The sequence below is a fragment of the Pseudomonas sp. SW-3 genome (genome assembly GCF_016615645.1).
GTDB lineage: Bacteria > Pseudomonadota > Gammaproteobacteria > Pseudomonadales > Pseudomonadaceae > Aquipseudomonas > Aquipseudomonas mandelii.
Genome location: NZ_CP067098.1, coordinates 1,888,931 through 1,910,197, shown reverse-complemented (window position 1 = coordinate 1,910,197; position 21,267 = coordinate 1,888,931). Strand labels below are relative to the sequence as shown.

The 21,267-nt window shown below is 53.2% G+C and carries 17 protein-coding genes; all 17 read right to left on the bottom strand.

Translation table 11 applies throughout. The annotated features are described in order from the left end of the window. Positions 1–5 precede the first annotated feature (5 nt). The 17 genes from wecB to gyrA all read right to left on the bottom strand — a co-directional run bounded on the left by wecB (position 6) and on the right by gyrA (position 21,148). On the bottom strand, positions 6–1,136 hold the full coding sequence (gene wecB / locus JIO00_RS08585; RefSeq protein ID WP_010461667.1) for a non-hydrolyzing UDP-N-acetylglucosamine 2-epimerase: 1,131 nt from the start codon (positions 1,134–1,136) through the stop codon (positions 6–8). Positions 1,137–1,623: 487 nt separating this feature from the next. Further along, positions 1,624–2,742: a UDP-2-acetamido-2,6-beta-L-arabino-hexul-4-ose reductase gene (gene wbjC / locus JIO00_RS08580; protein ID WP_010461670.1), complete on the bottom strand. Its 1,119-nt coding sequence runs from the start codon at positions 2,740–2,742 to the stop codon at positions 1,624–1,626. Positions 2,743–2,745: 3 nt separating this feature from the next. Next, the gene (locus JIO00_RS08575) at positions 2,746–3,783 is read right to left on the bottom strand and encodes a polysaccharide biosynthesis protein (protein ID WP_010461671.1); all 1,038 of its coding nucleotides are present in this window, start codon (positions 3,781–3,783) and stop codon (positions 2,746–2,748) included. 13 nt (positions 3,784–3,796) lie between these two features. Beyond that, the gene (locus JIO00_RS08570; RefSeq protein ID WP_010461672.1) at positions 3,797–5,002 is read right to left on the bottom strand and encodes a glycosyltransferase family 4 protein; all 1,206 of its coding nucleotides are present in this window, start codon (positions 5,000–5,002) and stop codon (positions 3,797–3,799) included. Then, positions 4,999–6,171 (bottom strand): EpsG family protein, encoded by a 1,173-nt coding sequence (locus tag JIO00_RS08565; protein WP_200667963.1) that lies wholly within the window; start codon positions 6,169–6,171, stop codon positions 4,999–5,001. Before JIO00_RS08565 ends, JIO00_RS08570 begins: the two co-directional genes overlap by 4 nt. Further along, the gene (locus tag JIO00_RS08560; RefSeq protein WP_010461674.1) at positions 6,158–7,462 is read right to left on the bottom strand and encodes an oligosaccharide flippase family protein; all 1,305 of its coding nucleotides are present in this window, start codon (positions 7,460–7,462) and stop codon (positions 6,158–6,160) included. Before JIO00_RS08560 ends, JIO00_RS08565 begins: the two co-directional genes overlap by 14 nt. Before the next feature lie 389 nt (positions 7,463–7,851). Next, on the bottom strand, positions 7,852–8,901 hold the full coding sequence (locus tag JIO00_RS08555; protein ID WP_010461675.1) for an LPS O-antigen chain length determinant protein WzzB: 1,050 nt from the start codon (positions 8,899–8,901) through the stop codon (positions 7,852–7,854). A gap of 134 nt (positions 8,902–9,035) precedes the next feature. Continuing rightward, the gene (locus JIO00_RS29750) at positions 9,036–9,278 is read right to left on the bottom strand and encodes a lipopolysaccharide assembly protein LapA domain-containing protein (RefSeq protein ID WP_010461676.1); all 243 of its coding nucleotides are present in this window, start codon (positions 9,276–9,278) and stop codon (positions 9,036–9,038) included. Beyond that, on the bottom strand, positions 9,275–9,571 hold the full coding sequence (ihfB, locus tag JIO00_RS08545) for an integration host factor subunit beta (RefSeq protein WP_010461677.1): 297 nt from the start codon (positions 9,569–9,571) through the stop codon (positions 9,275–9,277). The genes JIO00_RS29750 and ihfB overlap by 4 nt, the downstream gene beginning before the upstream one ends. A 140-nt stretch (positions 9,572–9,711) precedes the next feature. Beyond that, positions 9,712–9,990, bottom strand: coding sequence for a hypothetical protein (locus JIO00_RS08540; RefSeq protein WP_010461678.1), 279 nt, complete (start codon positions 9,988–9,990; stop codon positions 9,712–9,714). 217 nt (positions 9,991–10,207) lie between these two features. Then, positions 10,208–11,899 carry a 30S ribosomal protein S1 gene (rpsA, locus tag JIO00_RS08535; RefSeq protein WP_008148721.1) on the bottom strand — a complete coding sequence of 564 codons (1,692 nt, stop codon included), beginning with the start codon at positions 11,897–11,899 and terminating at the stop codon, positions 10,208–10,210. Between the two features lie 120 nt (positions 11,900–12,019). Beyond that, positions 12,020–12,709, bottom strand: coding sequence for a (d)CMP kinase (cmk, locus tag JIO00_RS08530; RefSeq protein WP_010461679.1), 690 nt, complete (start codon positions 12,707–12,709; stop codon positions 12,020–12,022). After that, positions 12,706–14,913 (bottom strand): bifunctional prephenate dehydrogenase/3-phosphoshikimate 1-carboxyvinyltransferase, encoded by a 2,208-nt coding sequence (locus tag JIO00_RS08525; protein ID WP_234452964.1) that lies wholly within the window; start codon positions 14,911–14,913, stop codon positions 12,706–12,708. The genes cmk and JIO00_RS08525 overlap by 4 nt, the downstream gene beginning before the upstream one ends. Before the next feature lie 28 nt (positions 14,914–14,941). Further along, positions 14,942–16,054, bottom strand: a complete 1,113-nt coding sequence (hisC, locus tag JIO00_RS08520) for a histidinol-phosphate transaminase (protein WP_010461683.1) — start codon at positions 16,052–16,054, stop codon at positions 14,942–14,944. 10 nt (positions 16,055–16,064) lie between these two features. Beyond that, positions 16,065–17,159, bottom strand: coding sequence for a prephenate dehydratase (gene pheA / locus JIO00_RS08515; RefSeq protein WP_010461684.1), 1,095 nt, complete (start codon positions 17,157–17,159; stop codon positions 16,065–16,067). Beyond that, positions 17,159–18,244, bottom strand: a complete 1,086-nt coding sequence (gene serC, locus JIO00_RS08510; protein WP_010461687.1) for a 3-phosphoserine/phosphohydroxythreonine transaminase — start codon at positions 18,242–18,244, stop codon at positions 17,159–17,161. Before serC ends, pheA begins: the two co-directional genes overlap by 1 nt. A 249-nt stretch (positions 18,245–18,493) precedes the next feature. After that, on the bottom strand, positions 18,494–21,148 hold the full coding sequence (gene gyrA / locus JIO00_RS08505; protein ID WP_154912860.1) for a DNA gyrase subunit A: 2,655 nt from the start codon (positions 21,146–21,148) through the stop codon (positions 18,494–18,496). Positions 21,149–21,267: the final 119 nt, after the last annotated feature.

The window sequence follows — 21,267 nt, the reverse complement described above, 5'->3', positions numbered from 1 at the left end:
TCGTATTAGTACCTTCTCCAAACAGTTCGCATTACATAATCCCGATAGCTATGAATAATTCGAACCACTTTATCAGCTACGTTAGGCATGCTGTAGTCTCCAACAAGTCGCAAGGTGCGCACTTCGTCACGACCTTGTCCTTCCAGCAACTGCAGACCTTGCATCACCCGCTCAACTTCGAGACCGACCATCATTACGGCAGCCTCTTCCATGCCCTCTGGGCGCTCATGTGCTTCCCGAATATTCAACGCAGGAAAGTTGAGTATGGAGGATTCTTCGTTGATCGTACCGCTATCAGAAAGGACTGCTTTGGCGTCAAGCTGTAACTTGTTGTAATCCTTAAAACCCAAAGGCTTGAGCAAGCGGACATTTTCATGGAACTTCACCCCCAAGCTATCAACCCTCTTCTGGGTACGTGGATGAGTGGAAACAATAACCGGATATCCGTAGTGTTCGGCAACCGTATTGAGCGACTCTACCAACTTTCCAAAGTTCGTATCAGAGTCAATATTTTCTTCTCGGTGGGCGCTGACAACGAAAAACTTACCCTTCTCCAGACCAAGACGAGCAAGAACGTCTGATGCTTCGATACCTTCACGATAATGGTTAAGCACTTCGAACATCGGACTGCCAGTTTTAATAACCATATCTGGTGATAACCCTTCGCGTAGCAGGTAGTCCCGCGCGATGGTGCTATAGGTCAAATTGATATCTGCTGTGTGGTCAACAATACGGCGATTGATTTCCTCAGGCACACGCATATCGAAGCAGCGGTTACCAGCCTCCATGTGAAATGTTGGAATTTTGCGGCGCTTGGCAGGAATGACCGCCATGCAGCTATTGGTATCGCCAAGGACGAGAAGAGCCTCAGGCTGAACCTCGGCCAGCACGCGATCAACGGTAATAATGACGTTACCGATGGTTTCCGCGCCGGTTGCACCAGCTGCGTTCAGAAAATGGTCGGGTTTACGGATCCCAAGGTCCTGAAAGAAAATCTCATTCAGCTCGTAATCGTAATTCTGCCCGGTGTGTACCAGAATATGATCGCAATCTCTGTCCAGAGCGGCCATGACGCGTGATAGACGAATAATTTCCGGGCGAGTACCCACTACGGTAACGACTTTCAGCTTTTTCATTTTAAACGTCACATTTTAATAAGTGATAAAAACGATCGACAATTCTAATCGGCAACCGCTACTAACGCTATCCAATAGCATGCTTGGAGGCTCTGGGTGCTGCCAACGGACGAGCGGAATCTGAGCATTAGGGCCCACCGTCGCGCGCCCTTGGCGATGTCGGGGATGTGAGCCATACGAGGCGCGGCAACACCGGACGAAGATACCACCGACTGGAGCCATTCGCCTGCTCGCCCCCGGTGACGCACAGCGAACACGTCCAATCATCATTCGAAACCGCGCGAAAACCGGTCCCGACTGACGATTGGTCAATGCAAACACGAAGCCTGTTCCGGATTTTCAACCGTTACAAACAATGCCGTAACGCCGGGAGATGACATCTCAAAATATCAGACTCAGAAAACCAACATCTCCACCACGCAGCGCTGCCCTAAAACTACAGCGCCGCCCACCCTCGTCTCAAGGAGTAAGGCGGAGCGTGCAGTCATTAAGCTTCCGTACCGACTGGCGATGCAAAAGTATCGGGCTCTTCACGGTCGAAAATCTCGTTAGCCCAGAGCATAACAATCATTTCTTCAGCGCCTGTATTGGTAATGTCGTGAGTCCAACCTGGAACTGTCTCGACGATCTCCGGTGTTTCACCTGTCGTCACCAACTCGTAGAATTCACCGGAAACAATGTGGCGAAAACGGAAACATGCTGTGCCTTTAATAACAAGGAACTTTTCGGTTTTTGAGTGATGATAATGTCCTCCGCGCGTTATTCCCGGGTGAGCCGTAAAGTAAGAAAATTGCCCGGAGTCCTGGGTTTTAAGCATCTCCACAAACACACCACGTGGATCACCATGCTTGGGAACCTCGTAAGTAAAACGCTCGGGTGGCAGATAACTCAGGTAAGTGGAATACAGAGCCCTGACAAGCCCCGTCCCCACAGGTTCGGTAATCATCGACTTGCGGCTGTCTCGGAAGGCGGCCAGTTGTTCTGCGAGCGCACCAACCGTGATGCTGTACTGAGGCTTAACATCAACAAACGGCGAACCGGCTTTCTTTCCTTCCATTACAGCAATGAAATGGGCAATCACATCATCAATGTAAACAAGATTAATGCGAGCCTGCGGATCATTTATCTGAATCGGAAGATCACGAGCCACATTATTACAAAAGGTCGCCACTGCAGAATTGTAGTTAGGTCGAGCCCACTTACCAAAAACGTTAGGTAAACGGAACAAGTGGATTGCTGAACCATAAGTCGAGTTCAGATCAATTAACACTTGTTCGGCACCCAGCTTGCTATTGCCGTAAGGATTGTCCAATTCAGCCTGACTGGACGAGGTATACAACACTGGAATCCGTCGCCCACTGGCACGGATAGCTTCACAAAGCGCCCGAGTCAGATCGGTATTACCGGTATGGAATTCTTGAGGGTCCAGCGGACGATTGACACCTGCCAGATGGAAAACGAAATCGACTTGGGCAACCAGACCTGGCAAGCGCTCCAGCGAATCCTCCCGGGTAAAGCGCACCACTTCGACATCGGCCTTCTCACTCAAATGAGAAATGAGATTCTGGCCGACAAAACCATTGGCACCTGTAATCAGAACCTTCATTTCTTATTCCTCAGGCGTCGCGTGCTCACCACGCTGGATAGCGCGCATAAAATTCAATTTGAGCAATAGCTTTTGCATACCTTCAACATCGAGACGTTCAGTATTATGTGAGTTGTAGTCTTCAGTACGGGAAATCTTTGTCTCTCCCTGCTCTACGAACTTGGAGTAGTTAAGGTCACGCAGGTCTGGTGGAACACGGAAGTAATCACCCCGATCTTCAGCACAGGCCATTTCTTCACGACTGAGCAAAGCTTCGAAAAGCTTTTCGCCATGACGGGTCCCAATAACCTGTACGGGATGATTCGGTACATTCAGCATATTGATCAGTGCCGTCGCCAATACTTCAACGGTAGCAGCCGGGGCCTTCTGGACAAACATGTCTCCATTAGTTCCATGTTCGAAAGCGTACAAAACCAGATCGACCGCATCCGCCAATGTCATCATGAACCGCGTCATGTTTGGATCAGTCAGGCTCAAAGGTATGCCAGCCCTGATCTGATCAACAAACAACGGAATCACCGAACCTCTCGATGCCATGACGTTACCGTAACGTGTACCGCAGATAACCGTATTATTGTCATTACGCGACTTGGCAACCATCACTTTTTCCATCATTGCTTTGGATATGCCCATCGCATTGATTGGATAAACGGCTTTGTCGGTACTTAGACAAACGACGCGCTTTACATTATTTTGTATCGCTGCTTCCAGTACATTATCAGTACCGAGGACGTTCGTTTTCACGGCTTCCATCGGATGGAATTCGCAAGAAGGAACCTGCTTCAAGGCTGCCGCATGGAAAATGTAATCTACGCCACGCGTAGCGTTAAGCACACTTTGAAAGTCTCTAACATCGCCGATGTAAAACTTCAGCTTGGTGTTAGCGTATTTTTTACGCATGTCATCCTGTTTTTTCTCGTCCCGGCTGAACACGCGTATTTCTTTAATATCGGTATCGAGAAACCTTTTCAGCACAGCATTACCGAAGGAGCCCGTGCCTCCAGTGATCAAAAGCGTAGAATTACTGAAAGAAATAGCCATGAGAAGACCCCACTTATAATGATGATATGATAATACTTCTTGCGTTCTCGACACTCAAGTACTTTTCGTAATAGCGCCGACCATTGGCCCCGAGCGCCGTACAAAGCTCAGCGTCCCTTATGAGCAGATCCAACTTATCTTTTAAACTATGTACCTCTCCCGCCACCACGGCAAACCCGGCACGTATTTCTTTTTCAAGTATATCTCCAAAATCCGTAACCGAATCCAGAGAGGCAAGCACCGGAAGAGAAACTTTAAAGTAGTCTAGTGACTTAGAAGGAAAACTAGGGACTGTCAACTTTTTAGATAACGAAATCAAGCCCACATCGCAGGCCTGGACTACATGCTGATATTCATCGCGAGGAATATAATCTATGAACTTTACATTCTTCAACCCTCGAGAAGATACCGATGCCTGCAAACTTTCTTTTTCCGTTCCCTTACCAATAAAAAGAAAGGTCAACTCGTTACCCGAGTACAGCGCGGCCAAATCAAGGATATTTTCCAACTCTTGAACAATAGACATGGCACCACCATAGACAGCAATGAAACCCGTCGGTGGCAAGTTGTATTTCAACCTTATCGCAGACTTGTCTATTGGATCAACATGCTTGATCTTCGCCCAAAGCGGCAATATTTCTACGCGCTCTTTATCCACCGAGGGGAAATTATCAAATAGAAACCGGGCATTACCCTCGGTCATGCAGCCGATACGATCGAAACTTTTATACATCATCTGCTCAAGATGACGAAAAAAACCAAAGAAAAGCTTGTTTCTTATTGCCCCGAGATCCTTCAAATAGTAAGGAAAGAAATCCCAAAGCACCAAATAGGACTTGGCATTATATTTTTTTCTAAAAAACCGAGCCAATCCTAAAATAGTCACGCAGGGCGTATTGGCAATCAACAGATCACATTGTCTGACTTGCTTACGCACTTCATATCTAGCCAAAAACGGAAACAAAAATATCTTGAGGGCAGTGCCGATCGCACCTGTATTGTAAAATACGGCTGGAAGCTTGACCCTTATAACGGTTATGCCGTCTATTTCCCTGGTAAGGGATACAGGCTCATTTTTGAGCCATGAAAAGACGACCACTGATACATTGTGCCCCTCTTCATTTAGAGAATAGGCCAACTCATTTGTCAGCCAGGCGTCTTTTTTGTCATCAGCATACTTGGTAGTAAGCAACACAATATCTTTACTTGGCTTCATCATTTTGACCACAGCACGTCTAATTGGTTGAGCAAGTCGTTAGTCCGATCGTGCCCAGTCGAATTTGTTTGATCATAAAATAGCTGGCTTTGATAGGGTATATAAACTATCGAAAGCGGACTTGAAAGAAATCGATAAAATGGCAGGTACGCAGTCACTGCTATGACAGCAACCACCATAATGCGACTTGCATAGTTTACGTACTGCAACGCACCCAGCGAGCACCCGATAACGAATATCGCAAAAAAATATTGATATCGGGTAGATAAGGTCGGAAACCCAAATATAATAAGCGGAATGAGAACCCCCAGAAGGGCCAACCGATATGACAACAAACCGAAGCCTCGGTCAAAATGATCGCCATCAGAAGACTCTCGCCTCATCCACGCGCTATATATGCATATAAAAATCACTAGCGACACGACGGCAAACGCAGCCCTGTAAGCAAAAGACGCATTGAATACATCCCGATCCAAATAAATCATATATTTAGGATCGACATAAACTATCAATACCTCTACGACACCTCGAATGATATCGAACGAAGCTACATACAGCACTACTGCCGCAGCAAAAATCAGCGAGAACGTCATCCGACTCAACGGAAATATATATACTAACCCAAGTAGAAACACACCACCAATCACCGAGTAGTGTAGCGAGCAAGCAATTGTAAAATACACCAGCCCTGAGATTTTTTTTCCTGAAAAAACCTTACAGACACCGATTAAAAATATACTTACTGCAAGCCCTTGCCTGAGCAACGAAAATGTAGGGATCAGATAAAAATCCGGCACCGAGTACATGACAGCCATAACAACCAAACAATACCGAGGAAAAAAGTGCCTGACCGCAATAGCAATAAAAGCAACTTCCAACACACTCACTACGGCAGAAAACTGCTCAAATGCCAGGCCAACCCTGGATGCTACCTGGACGATCCACTCATACCCAAACTCAAAATCAAGGTAAAAACTTTCACCTCTCTGTATCGCTGCGTAATGCGCTTCATAGATAGGCCAGTCATATCCAGTCTGAAATTTCAGCCCTACAAATAGAGCAAGAAATATCACCTGAAAAGAAAATAACCATACAGATGGCAGATTGCTTTTTTTCAGCGAAAGAACGGCCATCAACCATACGAAAGCATATAGATAATTATAATACGTCATGCTTATTATTCTGCTCTGAAGTCAATTTGTACGGACTTACCAAAAACCATATCAAGACCATCAGCAGCGAAACAGCGCCCTGCAACGGATACCCGTAGGCCATGTTATCGAAACCGGCAAATTGATAGCACACGATACAGAGAAACAAATAAAGTAGTGCGCTAACCACCTCATAACCCAGATAAAATCGAACATGTTGTTTGGCTATCATTACGTAAAGGAAGACCCAACTCAAACACTTCAAGGCGTCACCAAGCACGTATATTTTTATTATTTCCGCAGCGGCTGAAAATGCCTCGCCATAAATCAGCCGAACAGCAAAATCCGCTAGAAGACTTACAGAGAGAATCATTAGCAAGACGAAGCCCAGTGTCATCAATGCAATGCGACTCACCACACCTGTCAGAGCTTTACCCTCATTAGAACTATACTTAGGCAATAACAATGTGGAAAACAGCACGCTGCATATACCCATATATATGTCAGATAAACGGGTGGCGGCATACCACATACCCGACTCAGCCATTGAACCAGTTGTGGTTATATAGTCTCTGAGCACAATCTGCACCCCATAGACAATAACTACTGAACCCAACGCCATGAGCGAATACGACAACAGAATTTTTATGATTTTCAGATTAAGACAAGTCAGATCCAGCTTTGGAAGTCTAAACCTTGCTGGCAAGAGCAATATACATAAACCAGCAATAGCAGGCGCAAGCACGATCGAGTAAACCGCCCCTTCTTTTCCAAAGAGAAAAGACATAGCGCACGTCATGAACGCTGTAAAAAAGGCCGTTATTACAGAGTACCAAAAGTATTCGCTATACTTCTGCCCCCCGTTAAAGTAAGAGACGAATAAATTATTCAAGCCTATAAAAAAAGCGCCAAGCGGCAGTAGCAACAACACCCCCGCCCAACCACCCTGCAAGAAAAAATCAGATATCAGATTACTTGTAAAAAGCAGCATCACAACAAAAAAAAGGCAGAACGCTGACAACAATACCAATGAGGACTGCAGGACTCGCTCTTTAGGATATTTTTCCTCAGCTATCAACTTCACCACACCAGAAGTCGTAACTGATGAGGCACCTGCACTTAATATCTGAAGAAAAGCCTGTATCTGTCCGACAACAGCCATTCCGCTCGGCCCGACATAAAATGCCACTACTTTCAGAGATGCGATAGCGAACACTAATTTAAAAACAGCCTGACAACCAATGTTTATGATGGGCCTAATCATTCCGCTCTGCATCCGTGTCTGACCAACCATAACCTTGTCGCCTACCATACATTTTCGCCAACCGCAATAGCATCTGTGATTATTTACAACCTAATGCATTTTTTACTGCGCCTGGCTAAAAATCTCCTTATTGCGCGTTTCTCTATTATCTCCTAGATGACACAACAGCGTTACCAGATTTTATTGCACAGGCGCATTCCTGACTATCACAGTGCCGTTAGCAAGGCTGCTTTTTGTTGATTTATTAGTCAACAATTGGAGCTCCGAAAGAGGAGCGCCCACCCAAAAGCCTCCCTTGCGACCAGCGAACGGTTTTATGGCTTAAAAACGAATGATTGTGCTAGGTCGCGTTAAGCGTCTTAGGGCATTCGCAACATTTCGCAAAGCCCCGGAGCTCTAGCGTGTACGGCGTAACGAAGTCGCCGTCACTCGAAAAATTAAACCCTGGCGCGCAACAACGGAATGAAGTGCCGAGATAACGCCAGCACCAGACCGAGGAATACACCCAAGAAAATTCCTTTTATCAGGATTGATAACTTATCCGGCTTAATAGGGCTGTCAGGATCATCAACCGCCCCATCCTGTCGATAGACCGAAACACTGGAGGGATCGAGGGTCAGTTTTTTGAGAAATGAGTATTTAACTTGCAACACACGCAAATTCTGAATAAACGGGTCGTCGGAATCGCGACTTTCCAAACTGCGAATTTCAGCCTGAAGCGCATCGCTGCCGCGCATGTATAAGGTCTGCCCGTCCACTCCCATCGACAGCTCTGCAGGAGTTTTACCACTGATAATTACCGGCTTGTTCAAACCTATCGCTTTAGCGATGACCAAAGCCTCACTCAGAATTTTTATTCTATCTTCACGCTCCCGGCTAGCGCTTTCCCGCAAACCGTTGATTTGCTGATCTAGATTACGCGCTCTGACTTGAGCTTCTCTGACAACGTTTTTGATCATTTCGTTTTTAGCCGCAACACTGGCATTGCGCACGTATGCACGCACCCAATTGCCCGCCTCCGAAGGCTTATAGCTTTGTACAGCAATGGAGTAGCGATCAGGGCTGTCTTTACCACCGGCAGAGATGATCAGTTGCTTTGCAAAACCCTGATACAACCGGTCATGCGAGCCTTTGCGGACATCTTCAGGTAGCGAGGGTAGATATACATCATCAAAAAATTCCTGCCGTAAAGACTCACTAAAAAGATTGCGCGCAAATACGTCATAAACATCTTTGACAGAGTAAGGTGGCAGATCAGAATTCAATGCGCGGCCGTAATTAAAATCTGCAATATCATTTTGTGTCGGAGGTAACATGTATATCTTAGCTTCGTACACCGGCTTAGCTGTATAGGCATAGACAATGGCAGCCAACGACACGAGCACGGTTACACCAACGACTATCCATTTCTGCACCCACAGCGCTTTGATAAAGACAAAAAGATCTATTTCATCATTGCTAGTTGAGGCGGCCGGGAGCTGAGGCATGAATATCAGTATCCTTGAAACGTTAAAAAGAGCCTTGCATACGGAATAATACAGCCCGCAGACGCTAATGCATTAGCTAAAATGCAACAGCCTTTTTTCCTTGGCCAAATAGCTTATTCAAAGTAAACCTGATTCTAGGCTCGAGACCTTCGCAGACTAACATACCAGACGAGCAGCGGCCCCACCGCCAAGCCGATTAACAAGGACAACAGCATATAAAGTGATACCGGAAGCTTAGGTGTGTGCCACCCCAAAACCTGCAAGCCTATCGCCTCTTGATTCTCGAGCATGAACGCTATGACAAAAAAAGCCGTAAAGATCACCACGATGAACTTAAAGTAGCGCAGCGGCGCAGCACCAGGAGTACTGATTTTCACCCTTGCTCCTCCTCATCCTCATTCACCCGATCCCTAAGCTCCTTCCCCGGCTTGAAATGCGGCACAAACTTGCCATCCAGGCTAACCGACTGACCTGTCTTAGGATTACGCCCCACCCGCGGCGCACGATAGTGCAGTGAAAAACTGCCAAAACCCCGGATCTCAATACGATCCCCAGTCGCCAGACATTGGGACATCTGTTCAAGCATAGTCTTGATAGCCAGCTCCACATCCTTGGATGAGAGCAGCCCTTGATGGGTGACAATTCGTTCGATCAACTCCGACTTCGTCATATTTTTCCCTTCTTTTTCAAGCAGCTAGGAAAAGCGCTTCAAAGGTTTTAGCATGCCCGGAGGAATTTGAACAGCCCGAGTTTTCACATATTCTGCCGGCAATGACCGTCCAATTACCACGAACTACGATCCAATCTGCCTCAGCGACAAATCACCAGCATGGTGCGCGTCAGATAACCCGCAGGATTAAAGCCAAAAGGGAATTCATCCTCATCCTTGGCGTCATCAGACCTTGCGATAACCTTATATCCCGCCGCCTTACACTCTTTGTCCGCTCGCTTACGACACTTCTCCCATCCAGAACCCAATCCTGAACAATCTATCTCTACGCCACTGACTCCGCGCACAGCATGGGTCTTGGCATTCGTGCCACAACCCGTCAGTGCCAATACTGCCATTGCGACAATGAGCTTGTTCATTCACTTCCTTATGGCAGGCGCCCTGCCCGGCTTTCGTTCGCTTGAGCTAAAGACTAGATGCAAATAAGCGATTGATCCGATTAAAGAAAGAGACAGTTCAGAAGGGTCATTGGTTTCAACTGCAGACAGCCCGGCATGATCCCATCGACAGGCTCACCAAATCCCAGGCACAAAAAAGGGCGACCGAAGTCGCCCTTTTTCTATGGTCTGACAGAACTCAGTTCTGTTTTTCCATTTGTGCACGCAACAGGTCGCCCAGAGTGGTAGGACCAGCAGCGATGCTATCCGAAGGCTTGTCTTTCAAGCTTTGGATGGCTTCTTTCTCTTCAGCATCGTCTTTCGACTTGATGGAGAGCTGGATTACACGGCTCTTGCGGTCAACGCTGATGATCTTGGCTTCTACTTCCTGGCCTTCTTTCAGAACGTTGCGCGCGTCTTCAACGCGGTCACGGCTGATTTCGGAGGCTTTCAGAGTCGCTTCGATATCGTCGGCCAGAGTGATGATGGCGCCTTTAGCGTCAACTTCTTTCACGATGCCTTTAACGATGGCGCCTTTGTCGTTCTCTTGAACGTACTCGGAGAACGGATCGCTTTCCAGTTGCTTGATACCCAGGGAGATGCGCTCGCGCTCTGGGTCAACCGACAGGATAACGGTGTCCAGCTCGTCGCCCTTCTTGAAGCGGCGAACGGCTTCTTCGCCCACTTCGTTCCAGGAGATGTCGGACAGGTGAACCAGACCGTCGATGCCGCCGTCCAGACCAATGAAGATACCGAAATCGGTGATCGACTTGATGGTGCCGGAGATTTTATCGCCCTTGTTGAACTGGCCAGAGAAATCTTCCCATGGGTTAGATTTGCACTGCTTGATGCCGAGGGAGATACGACGACGCTCTTCGTCGATGTCCAGAACCATAACTTCCACTTCGTCGCCGACTTGTACGACTTTCGAAGGGTGGATGTTCTTGTTGGTCCAGTCCATTTCGGAAACGTGTACCAGGCCTTCAACGCCTTCTTCCAGCTCAGCGAAGCAGCCGTAGTCGGTCAGGTTGGTTACACGAGCGGTAACGCGAGTGCTTTCTGGGTAACGGGCTTTGATAGCAACCCATGGATCTTCGCCCAGTTGCTTGAGGCCCAGGGAAACACGATTGCGTTCGCGATCGTACTTCAGAACCTTGACATCAATCTCGTCGCCAACGTTGACGATTTCGGAAGGATGCTTGATACGCTTCCAAGCCATGTCGGTAATGTGCAGCAGGCCATCGACGCCACCCAGATCGACGAATGCACCGTAATCGGTGAGGTTCTTGACAATACCTTTGACTTGTTGACCTTCCTGCAGGGATTCCAGCAGAGCTTCACGCTCAGCGGAGTTCTCGGCTTCGAGGACGCTACGACGGGAAACGACAACGTTGTTGCGTTTCTGGTCAAGCTTGATGACCTTGAATTCCAGCTCTTTGCCTTCCAGGTGCGTGGTATCGCGCACAGGACGGACGTCAACCAGAGAACCTGGCAGGAACGCACGGATGCCGTTAACGTCGACAGTGAAGCCGCCTTTAACCTTACCGTTGATAACGCCCTTGACCACTTCTTCGGCTGCGAAGGCTGCTTCCAGAACAATCCAGCATTCAGCGCGCTTGGCTTTTTCACGGGACAGCTTGGTTTCACCAAAGCCGTCTTCAACCGAGTCCAGAGCAACGTGAACTTCGTCACCGACGTTGATAGTCAGTTCGCCAGCATCGTTGTAGAACTGCTCAAGCGGGATGAGTGCTTCAGACTTCAGGCCAGCGTGAACGGTTACCCAGCGAGCTTGGTAATCGATATCAACGATAACACCGGTGATGATGGAGCCTGCCTGAAGGTTCAGGGTTTTTAGGCTTTCTTCAAAGAGTTCCGCAAAGCTTTCGCTCATTTTAATTCCTGTTGAATAAGGGCGAAGGATACGCCCATCTCCACATCCCAGACGACGTGGGTTATGTTCATTTAAAGAAGCACTGCAAGACTATGACTGGTCCCCTGCAGAGCTTCTTGGTCACCCGGCGATATCGCGAATGGCGATCTCGCTCATGATGCGTTCCAGCACCTGATCGATGGATAACTCCGTGGAATCCAGCTGTATGGCGTCAGCCGCCGGCTTGAGCGGGGCTACCGCTCGCTGGGTGTCACGCTCATCGCGTGCACGGATCTCATCTAGCAGACTCGACAGACTAACACCATCGACTTTGCCCTTCAACTGCAAGTATCGACGGCGCGCACGCTCCTCGGCACTGGCAGTGAGGAATATCTTCAGCGGCGCGTCTGGAAAAACCACCGTGCCCATGTCGCGCCCATCGGCGACCAGCCCCGGCGACTCCTGAAACGCCCGCTGACGCTGAAGCAGCGCCTCGCGTACCGCGGGCAATGCAGCCACCTGGGACGCACCCGAGCCGACGCTTTCCGTACGGATGACATCGCTGACTTCGTCACCCTCCAGAATGATGCGCTGCAGTTGACCTTCGGTCGCCGCAATGAACTGCACATCCAGATGAGCGGCAAGCTTTTTCAGCAGTTCTTCATTCGTCAGGTCAACGCCGTGGTTATGCGCAGCGAACGCCAACAGACGGTAGAGCGCACCGGAATCCAGCAAATTCCAGCCCAGACGCTTCGCCAGTATCCCGGCGACCGTGCCTTTGCCAGAGCCGCTTGGCCCATCGATGGTGATGACCGGTGCGATGATTTTCACGACTGAGCCTCTTGTGCAACACGAATGCCGACCTGCGCACAAAGCGCAAGGAAGTTCGGGAACGAGGTTGCGACGTTGGCACAGTCATGGATGCGAATCGGTGCGGTGGCGCGCAGCGAAGCAACGCTGAACGCCATGGCAATCCGGTGATCGCCGTGACCGTGCACTTCGCCGCCGCCGATCAGGCCGCCGTCGATGATGATGCCGTCCGGGGTCGGTTCGCATTTGACGCCCAGCGCCAGCAAGCCATCCGCCATGACCTGGATACGGTCCGACTCCTTGACTCGCAGCTCTTCGGCGCCACGCAACACGGTGCGCCCTTCGGCACAGGCCGCAGCCACGAACAACACCGGGAATTCGTCGATGGCCAGTGGAACCAGCGCTTCGGGAATCTCGATACCCTTGAGTTTAGCTGCCCTTACGCGCAGATCCGCCACCGGCTCGCCGCCGACTTCACGCTGGTTTTCCAGAGTGATATCAGCGCCCATCAGACGCAAAATGTCGATCACGCCGGTGCGGGTCGGGTTGATGCCGACGTGCTCGAGCACCAGCTCCGAACCTTCGGCGATCGATGCCGCCACCAGGAAGAACGCGGAAGACGAGATGTCGCCCGGCACTTCAATGTGGGTCGCGGTCAGCTTGTGGCCGGACTCAACCGAAGCGGTCGCACCGTTAACGGTGACCGGATAGCCGAAGCCGCGCAGCATGCGCTCGGTGTGGTCGCGGGTCGGAGCCGGTTCGGTGACGGTGGTCTTGCCTTCGGCGTACAGGCCGGCTAGCAGCAGGCAGGATTTAACCTGGGCGCTGGCCATCGGCATGGTGTAAGTCAGACCCTTGAGCTTGTTGCCGCCACGAATGGTCATCGGTGGACGACCTTCAGCGGCGGTCTCGATCACGGCACCCATTTCACGCAGCGGATTGGCCACGCGATTCATCGGGCGCTTGGACAGCGAGGCGTCACCGGTCAGGGTGCTATCGAAGTCCTGCGCAGCCAGCAGGCCCGACAGCAGACGCATCGAGGTGCCGGAGTTGCCCAGATAGATCGGGCCCGGCGCAGGCTTCAAGCCATGCAGGCCGACGCCGTGAATGGTCACGCGACCGTGGTGCGGACCTTCGATCACGACGCCCATGTCGCGGAAGGCTTGCAAGGTCGCCAGGGCGTCTTCGCCCTCGAGGAAGCCTTCCACTTCGGTGATGCCTTCGGCCAGGGAGCCGAGCATGATCGAACGGTGGGAAATCGATTTATCGCCCGGTACACGAATCCGCCCAGTCAGGCGGCCACCAGGTTGAGCCAGGAAAATCAGGTCGTTGGAGTTCATAGCGTCCACATAAGCCCGGCGGGCCAGGATTTTACTGAAATGTTCGCGGGCAACCCGGGCGCGAGTGAATACGCCCAACAATTGGTGCCCATCCCCTGCATCGACCGCGTCGCGCAAGGCGTCGAGGTCGCTGCGAAATGTATCAAGTGTGCGCAGGACAGCTTCGCGGTTGGCGAGGAAGATGTCGTGCCACATGACAGGGTCGCTTCCCGCGATTCTTGTGAAATCGCGAAAACCGCCCGCAGCGTAACGGAAGATCTCAAGGTTTTCATTGCGTTTGGCCAGTGAATCGACCAGACCGAACGCCAGCAAGTGTGGCAAATGGCTGGTTGCCGCCAACACTTCGTCGTGACGCTCGACCTGCATGTGCTCGACATCGGCGCCCAATTCACGCCACAAACGGTCGACCACTGCCAACGCGGCCGGATCGGTCTGATCCAGCGGTGTCAAAATCACTTTATGGCGACGGAACAGCTCGGCATTGGAGGCTTCCACCCCGCTCTGCTCGGAACCGGCAATCGGATGGCCCGGCACAAAACGCGACGGCATGCCGCCAAACGCTTCGGTCGCGGCACGCACCACATTGCCTTTGGCGCTGCCAACATCGGTCAGAATCGCCTGCCCCAGATCCATGCCGGCCAAGCGGCCAAGCATTTTTTCCATGGCAAGGATCGGCACGGCGAGCTGGATCACATCCGCGCCCTGACAAGCAATCGCCAGGTCTTCTTCGCAGCGATCCACCACGCCCAACTCAACCGCGAGCTTGCGCGACTGCGGGTCGAGATCGACCCCGACCACTTCGCGGCACAGGCCACTTTCGCGCAACCCCTTGGCAAACGAACCGCCGATCAACCCCAGGCCGACCACCACCAGGCGACCGATCATAGGGGCAGCAGGTTGCAGTGCAGTGACATCAACCACGAGCCAGAACCTTGGTCAGTGCCTCTAGGAAGCGGCTGTTTTCAGCGGGCAAACCGATGGTGATGCGCAGGTGGTTCGGCATGCCGTAGTTGGCCACCGGACGCACAATCACGCCTTCGCGCAGCAACCCCTGGAAGATCGGCGCAGCCACCTGCCCCATATCGACGCAGATGAAGTTGCCCTTGGAAGGAATCCAGCTCAGCCCCAGCTCACGAAACCCCGTTTCCAGTTGCTGCATGCCGGCTTCGTTCAGGCGACGGCTTTCAGCCAGGTAATCGGCATCTTGCAGTGCAGCGCACGCAGCGGCCAGGGCCAGGCTGTTAACGTTGAACGGCTGACGCACGCGATTCAGCACATCGGCAACCACCGCAGTGGACAAGCCATAACCGACCCGCAGTGCCGCCAGGCCATAAGCCTTGGAGAACGTGCGCGAAACCAGCAGATTCGGGTACGCCGCCAGGAAGTCCAGGCCATCCGGCAAGTCGCTGCCCTCGGCGTATTCGATGTACGCCTCGTCCAGCACCACCAGCACATGCTCCGGTACGTCCTGCAGGAACTCATCCAGTGCCTCGGCACCGAACCAGGTCCCGGTCGGGTTGTTCGGGTTGGCGATGAATACCACACGAGTATCGGCATCGATCGCAGCCAGCATGGCCGGCAGGTCATGCCCCCAGTCTTTGGCCGGGACCACTTTGGCCGTCGCGCCGACGGCTTGCGTGGCGATCGGGTAAACAGCAAACGCATGCTCACTGAACACCGCGTTCAGGCCGGGCGCCAGGTACGCACGCGCCACCAGCTCCAGAATGTCATTGGAACCGTTGCCCAGCGTCACCTGATTCAGCTCGACGCGGCACTGCTCGGCCAGCAGGGTCTTGAGCGCAAAACCGTTGCCGTCCGGATAGCGGGTCAGCTCGGCCAGTTCGTCGCGAATGGCTGCCAGCGCCTTTGGACTGGCGCCCAACGGGTTTTCATTGCTGGCCAGCTTGATGATTCTGGCTGGATCGATGTTCAGCTCACGCGCCAGTTCGTCCACGGGTTTGCCCGGAACGTAAGGCGAAAGTTGTTGCACGCCCGGCTGCGCCAGAGCGAGGAAGTTGCCACTCATTTGCTACCCCTTAGAGAACTGCTTTCGGGTAAGAACCCAGCACTTTGAGTGCTACTGCTTCCTGACTGATCTTTTCCAGTACACCTTTGATCAACGGATCACGGTGGTGGCCGACGAAGTCGATGAAGAACACGTAGGTCCATTTACCGCTGCGCGACGGACGGGTCTCGATTCGCGTCAGGTCGATACCGTTGTCGTGGAACGGCACCAGCAACTCATGAAGCGCACCGGGCTTGTTGCTCATGGAGACGATGATCGACGTCTTGTCGTCGCCGGTCGGCGGTACTTCCTGGCTGCCGATCATCAGGAAGCGCGTGGAGTTGTCCGGGCGATCCTCGATTTTCTCGGCCAGGCGGGTCAGCCCGTACAAGCTGGCGGCCATGTCGCCGGCAATCGCCGCCGAGTTCCACTCACCCTTGACCCGCTTGGCTGCTTCGGCATTACTCGACACAGCCACGCGCTCGACATTCGGGTAGTGCGCGTCCAGCCACTTGCGGCACTGGGCCAGGGACTGGGCGTGGGAGTAGATGCGGCTGATGCTGTCGGTCTTGGTGTTTTCACCCACCAACAGGTGATGGTGAATCCGCAGCTCGACTTCGCCACAGATGACCATGTCGTGTTCGAGGAAGCTGTCGAGGGTGTGGTTGACCGCGCCTTCGGTGGAGTTTTCCACCGGGACCACGCCAAAATTCACCGCACCGGCCGCCACTTCGCGGAACACTTCGTCGATCGCCGCCATCGGCTTGCTGATCACCGCGTGGCCGAAATGCTTCATGGCGGCGGCTTGAGTGAAGGTGCCTTCAGGGCCTAGGTACGCCACTTTCAGCGGCTGTTCGAGGGCCAGGCACGACGACATGATTTCGCGGAACAAACGCGCCATCTCTTCGTTGCCCAGCGGCCCCTGATTGCGTTCCATTACGCGCTTGAGCACCTGAGCTTCACGCTCAGGACGATAGAACACCGGCACTTCGCCTTCGGCCAGCGAGGCCATCTTTACTCGCGCAACTTCCTGGGCGCAGCGTGCACGCTCACTGATCAGCTCCAGGACTTTGGCGTCCAGGGCATCAATGCGAACGCGCAGTGCCTTGAGTTCTTGCTCAGACATTAGCCGTGTTCCTTCTCGAACTCTGCCATGTACGAAATCAGTGCGTTGACCGCAACGATGTCGACGGCGTTATAGATGGAGGCACGCATGCCGCCCACAGAACGGTGACCCTTGAGGTTCAACAGGCCACGTTCGTCGGCACCGGCCAGGAATGGCTTGTCGAGACGGTCGTCAGCCAGGCGGAACGGAACATTCATCCACGAGCGATCCGACTTGTTGATCGGGTTGCTGTACAAGCCGCTGGCGTCAATGAAGTCGTACAGCGTGCGCTGCTTCACTTCGTTGAGCTTGCCGATAGCTTCAACACCACCCTGCTCTTTCAGCCACTCGAACACCAGACCGGACAGATACCAGGCCAGGGTAGGCGGGGTGTTGTACATCGAGCCGTTATCGGCCGCGACCTTGTAGTTGAGCATGGTCGGGCACAGGGAACGGGCATGACCCAACAGGTCTTCGCGAATGATGTTCACGACAATGCCGCTCGGGCCGATGTTTTTCTGCGCGCCGGCGTAGATCATGCCGAAGCGCGAAACATCGATTGGGCGCGAGAGAATGTCCGAAGACATGTCGGCCACCAGCGGAACGTCGCCAGTTTCCGGGACCCAACTGAATTCCAGGCCGCCAATGGTTTCGTTCGGTGCGTAGTGAACGTAGGCCGCGTCTTTCGACAGGCTCCACTCGTTCTGACCGGGAATGGCGAAATAGTCATAAGGCTTGGCAGTAGCGGCAACGTTGACGCGACCGTAGCGCGAGGCTTCTTCGATGGCTTTCTGCGACCAGATACCGGTGTCGATATAGTCGGCGGTGCCGCTTTCCGGCAACAGGTTCAGAGGAATCTGAGCAAATTGCTGGCTGGCGCCACCTTGCAGAAACAGCACTTTATAGTTCGAGGGGATATTCAGCAGATCACGCAGATCCTGCTCGGCCTTGGTGGCGATGGACACGAACTCATCACTGCGATGGCTCATCTCCATGACCGACAGGCCCTTGCCGTGCCAATCAAGGAGTTCACCCTGGGCGCGCTGCAGGACAGCTTCGGGAAGTGCCGCAGGACCGGCACAGAAGTTATAGGCTCTCTTGCTCACATCCAATCTCGCTCTGATTTGGTGGTAATCACGCAATAAATCACAACATCAATCGACACAGGGCCCTGCCGAAGCAGAAACCTGAGGGAGCGAGCCTGCTCGCGAATGCATCACCACGGTGTTTCAGAGGTACCGCGGCGCCTGCATTCGCGAGCAGGCTCTCCCACAAGGGTTCTCCACTGATATCGAAATTTTCCGTTCGGACAAACAACAAGGGGGCGAATTTTCATCCGCCCCCTGTTTGTCCACTTACTCTTGTGGCTCTTCGTCAGCAGCGGCGTCGAGTTGCTGATCTTCAACCACGTCGTCGATCACGACCTCGCCGTCGAACACCGCCCCCTCTTCATCTTCCAGCTCTTCGCCTTCGACTTCCGACGGCTCCTGCACCCGCTCCAGACCGACCAGCGTTTCATCACTGGCCAGTTTGATCAGGGTCACGCCTTGGGTGTTACGCCCCAGACTGGACACTTCGTCGACGCGGGTACGCACCAGGGTGCCCTGGTCGGAAATCAGCATGATTTCCTCGCCGTCGAGCACCTGGACTGCACCGACCAAGCGGCCGTTACGGTCGTTGCTGACCATGGCGATAACGCCCTGACCGCCACGTTTGTACTCAGGGAACTCGGTGATCGCCGTGCGCTTGCCGAAACCACGGGCCGAAGCGGTGAGGATCTGGCTGCCTTCTTCCGGAATCAGCATGGAAATCAGCTTCTGACCTTCCGGCAGACGCATGCCGCGGACACCGCGAGCGGTACGGCCCATGGCGCGAACGTCGGTTTCCTTGAAGCGAGTGACCTTGCCGCCGTCGGAGAACAGCATGACTTCGCGGCTGCCATCGGTAATGGAAGCTGAAATCAGTACGTCACCTTCGTCCAGCTCCAGCGCGATCAGACCGACGCTGCGTTGACGGCTGAAGGATTCCAGCGGGGTCTTCTTCACGGTGCCTTTGGCAGTGGCCATGAAGATGAAGTGACCTTCGGTGTATTCGTCGACCGGCAGCATGGTGGTGATGTATTCATCACTGTCCAGCGGCAGCAGGTTGACCAACGGACGACCACGGGCCGCGCGAGACGCTTCAGGGATTTCGTAGGTTTTCAGCCAGTACACTTTACCTTTGCTGGAGAACAGCAGCAGCGTGGTGTGGCTGTTGGCGACCAGCAGGTGAGCGATGTAGTCCTCATCCTTCACGCCGGTAGCCGATTTGCCTTTACCGCCACGACGCTGAGCCTGGTACGCAGCCAATGGCTGGGTCTTGGCATAGCCACCGTGGGAAATGGTCACGACGCGCTCTTCTTCCGGGATCATGTCACCCAGGGTCAGGTCGAGACGGGCATCGAGAATCTCGGTGCGGCGCACATCGCCGTATTCGGCGCGGATCACTTCCAGCTCTTCGCGGATCACTTCCATCAGGCGCGTGGCGCTGCTGAGGATGCGGATCAGCTCGCCGATCTGGTTGAGGATCTCTTGATACTCGGCCAGCAGCTTTTCGTGTTCCAGGCCGGTCAGACGGTGCAGACGCAGCTCCAGAATGGCTTGCGCCTGTTCCGGCGACAGGAAGTACTTGCCTTCACGCAGACCGTATTGCGGGTCCAGGGTCTCTGGACGGCACGAATCGGCACCGGCACGTTCAACCATCGCGACCACGGCGGAAGATTCCCACGCAGTCTTGATCAGCGCTTCCTTGGCTTCCGACGGCGTTGGCGAAGCCTTGATCAGGGCGATGACCGGGTCGATGTTCGACAGGGCAACCGCTTGACCTTCCAGGATGTGGCCACGTTCGCGCGCTTTACGCAGTTCGAACACGGTACGACGGGTAACGACTTCGCGGCGGTGACGAACGAAGGCTTCCAGCAGGTCCTTGAGGTTCAGGATCCGCGGACGGCCGTCGATCAGCGCGACGATGTTGATACCGAATACGGCTTGCAGCTGGGTCTGGGCGTAGAGGTTGTTGAGGATCACCTCAGGCACTTCGCCACGACGCAGCTCGATCACGACGCGCATACCGTCCTTGTCGGACTCGTCGCGCAGTTCGGTGATGCCTTCGAGCTTCTTCTCTTTTACCAGCTCGGCGATCTTCTCGATCAGACGGGCCTTGTTCAGCTGGTATGGGAGTTCGGTGATGACGATCTGCTGACGGCCACCGACCTTGTCGATGTCTTCAATGATCGAGCGGGCGCGCATGTAAATGCGGCCACGACCGGTGCGGTAGGCTTCGATGATGCCGGCGCGACCGTTGATGATCGCGGCGGTCGGGAAGTCCGGACCGGGGATGTATTGCATCAGCTCATCGATGGTCAACTCAGGGTTGTCGATGAGCGCCAGGCAACCGTCGATGACTTCACCGAGGTTGTGCGGCGGGATGTTGGTCGCCATGCCCACGGCGATACCGCTGGAGCCATTGACCAACAGGTTGGGAATACGGGTCGGCATGACCGCCGGGATCATTTCGGTGCCGTCGTAGTTCGGCACCCAGTCCACGGTTTCTTTGTGCAGGTCAGCCAGCAGCTCGTGCGCCAGCTTGGTCATGCGCACTTCGGTGTATCGCATGGCGGCGGCGTTGTCGCCGTCCACCGAACCGAAGTTGCCCTGCCCGTCTACCAGCAGGTAGCGCAGCGAGAATGGCTGCGCCATGCGGACGATGGTGTCGTACACCGCGGTATCACCGTGCGGGTGATACTTACCGATCACGTCACCGACAACACGGGCAGATTTCTTGTACGGCTTGTTGAAGTCGTTGCCCAGCTCGCTCATCGCGAACAGCACACGCCGGTGCACGGGCTTCAAGCCATCGCGCGCATCCGGCAAGGCCCGCCCGACGATTACGCTCATCGCGTAGTCGAGGTAGGACTGCTTCAGCTCGTCTTCGATATTGACCGGGAGGATTTCTTTGGCCAGTTCGCCCATGAGAAGCTCGATTCCTTTTTCTGGTGAAACTTCGTCACATCCATATGGGACGAACGAAGCTCGCCGCTGCAGGCTGAGTGCCATGCACCGACTTACGACAAATCAACAAGTTGAACCAT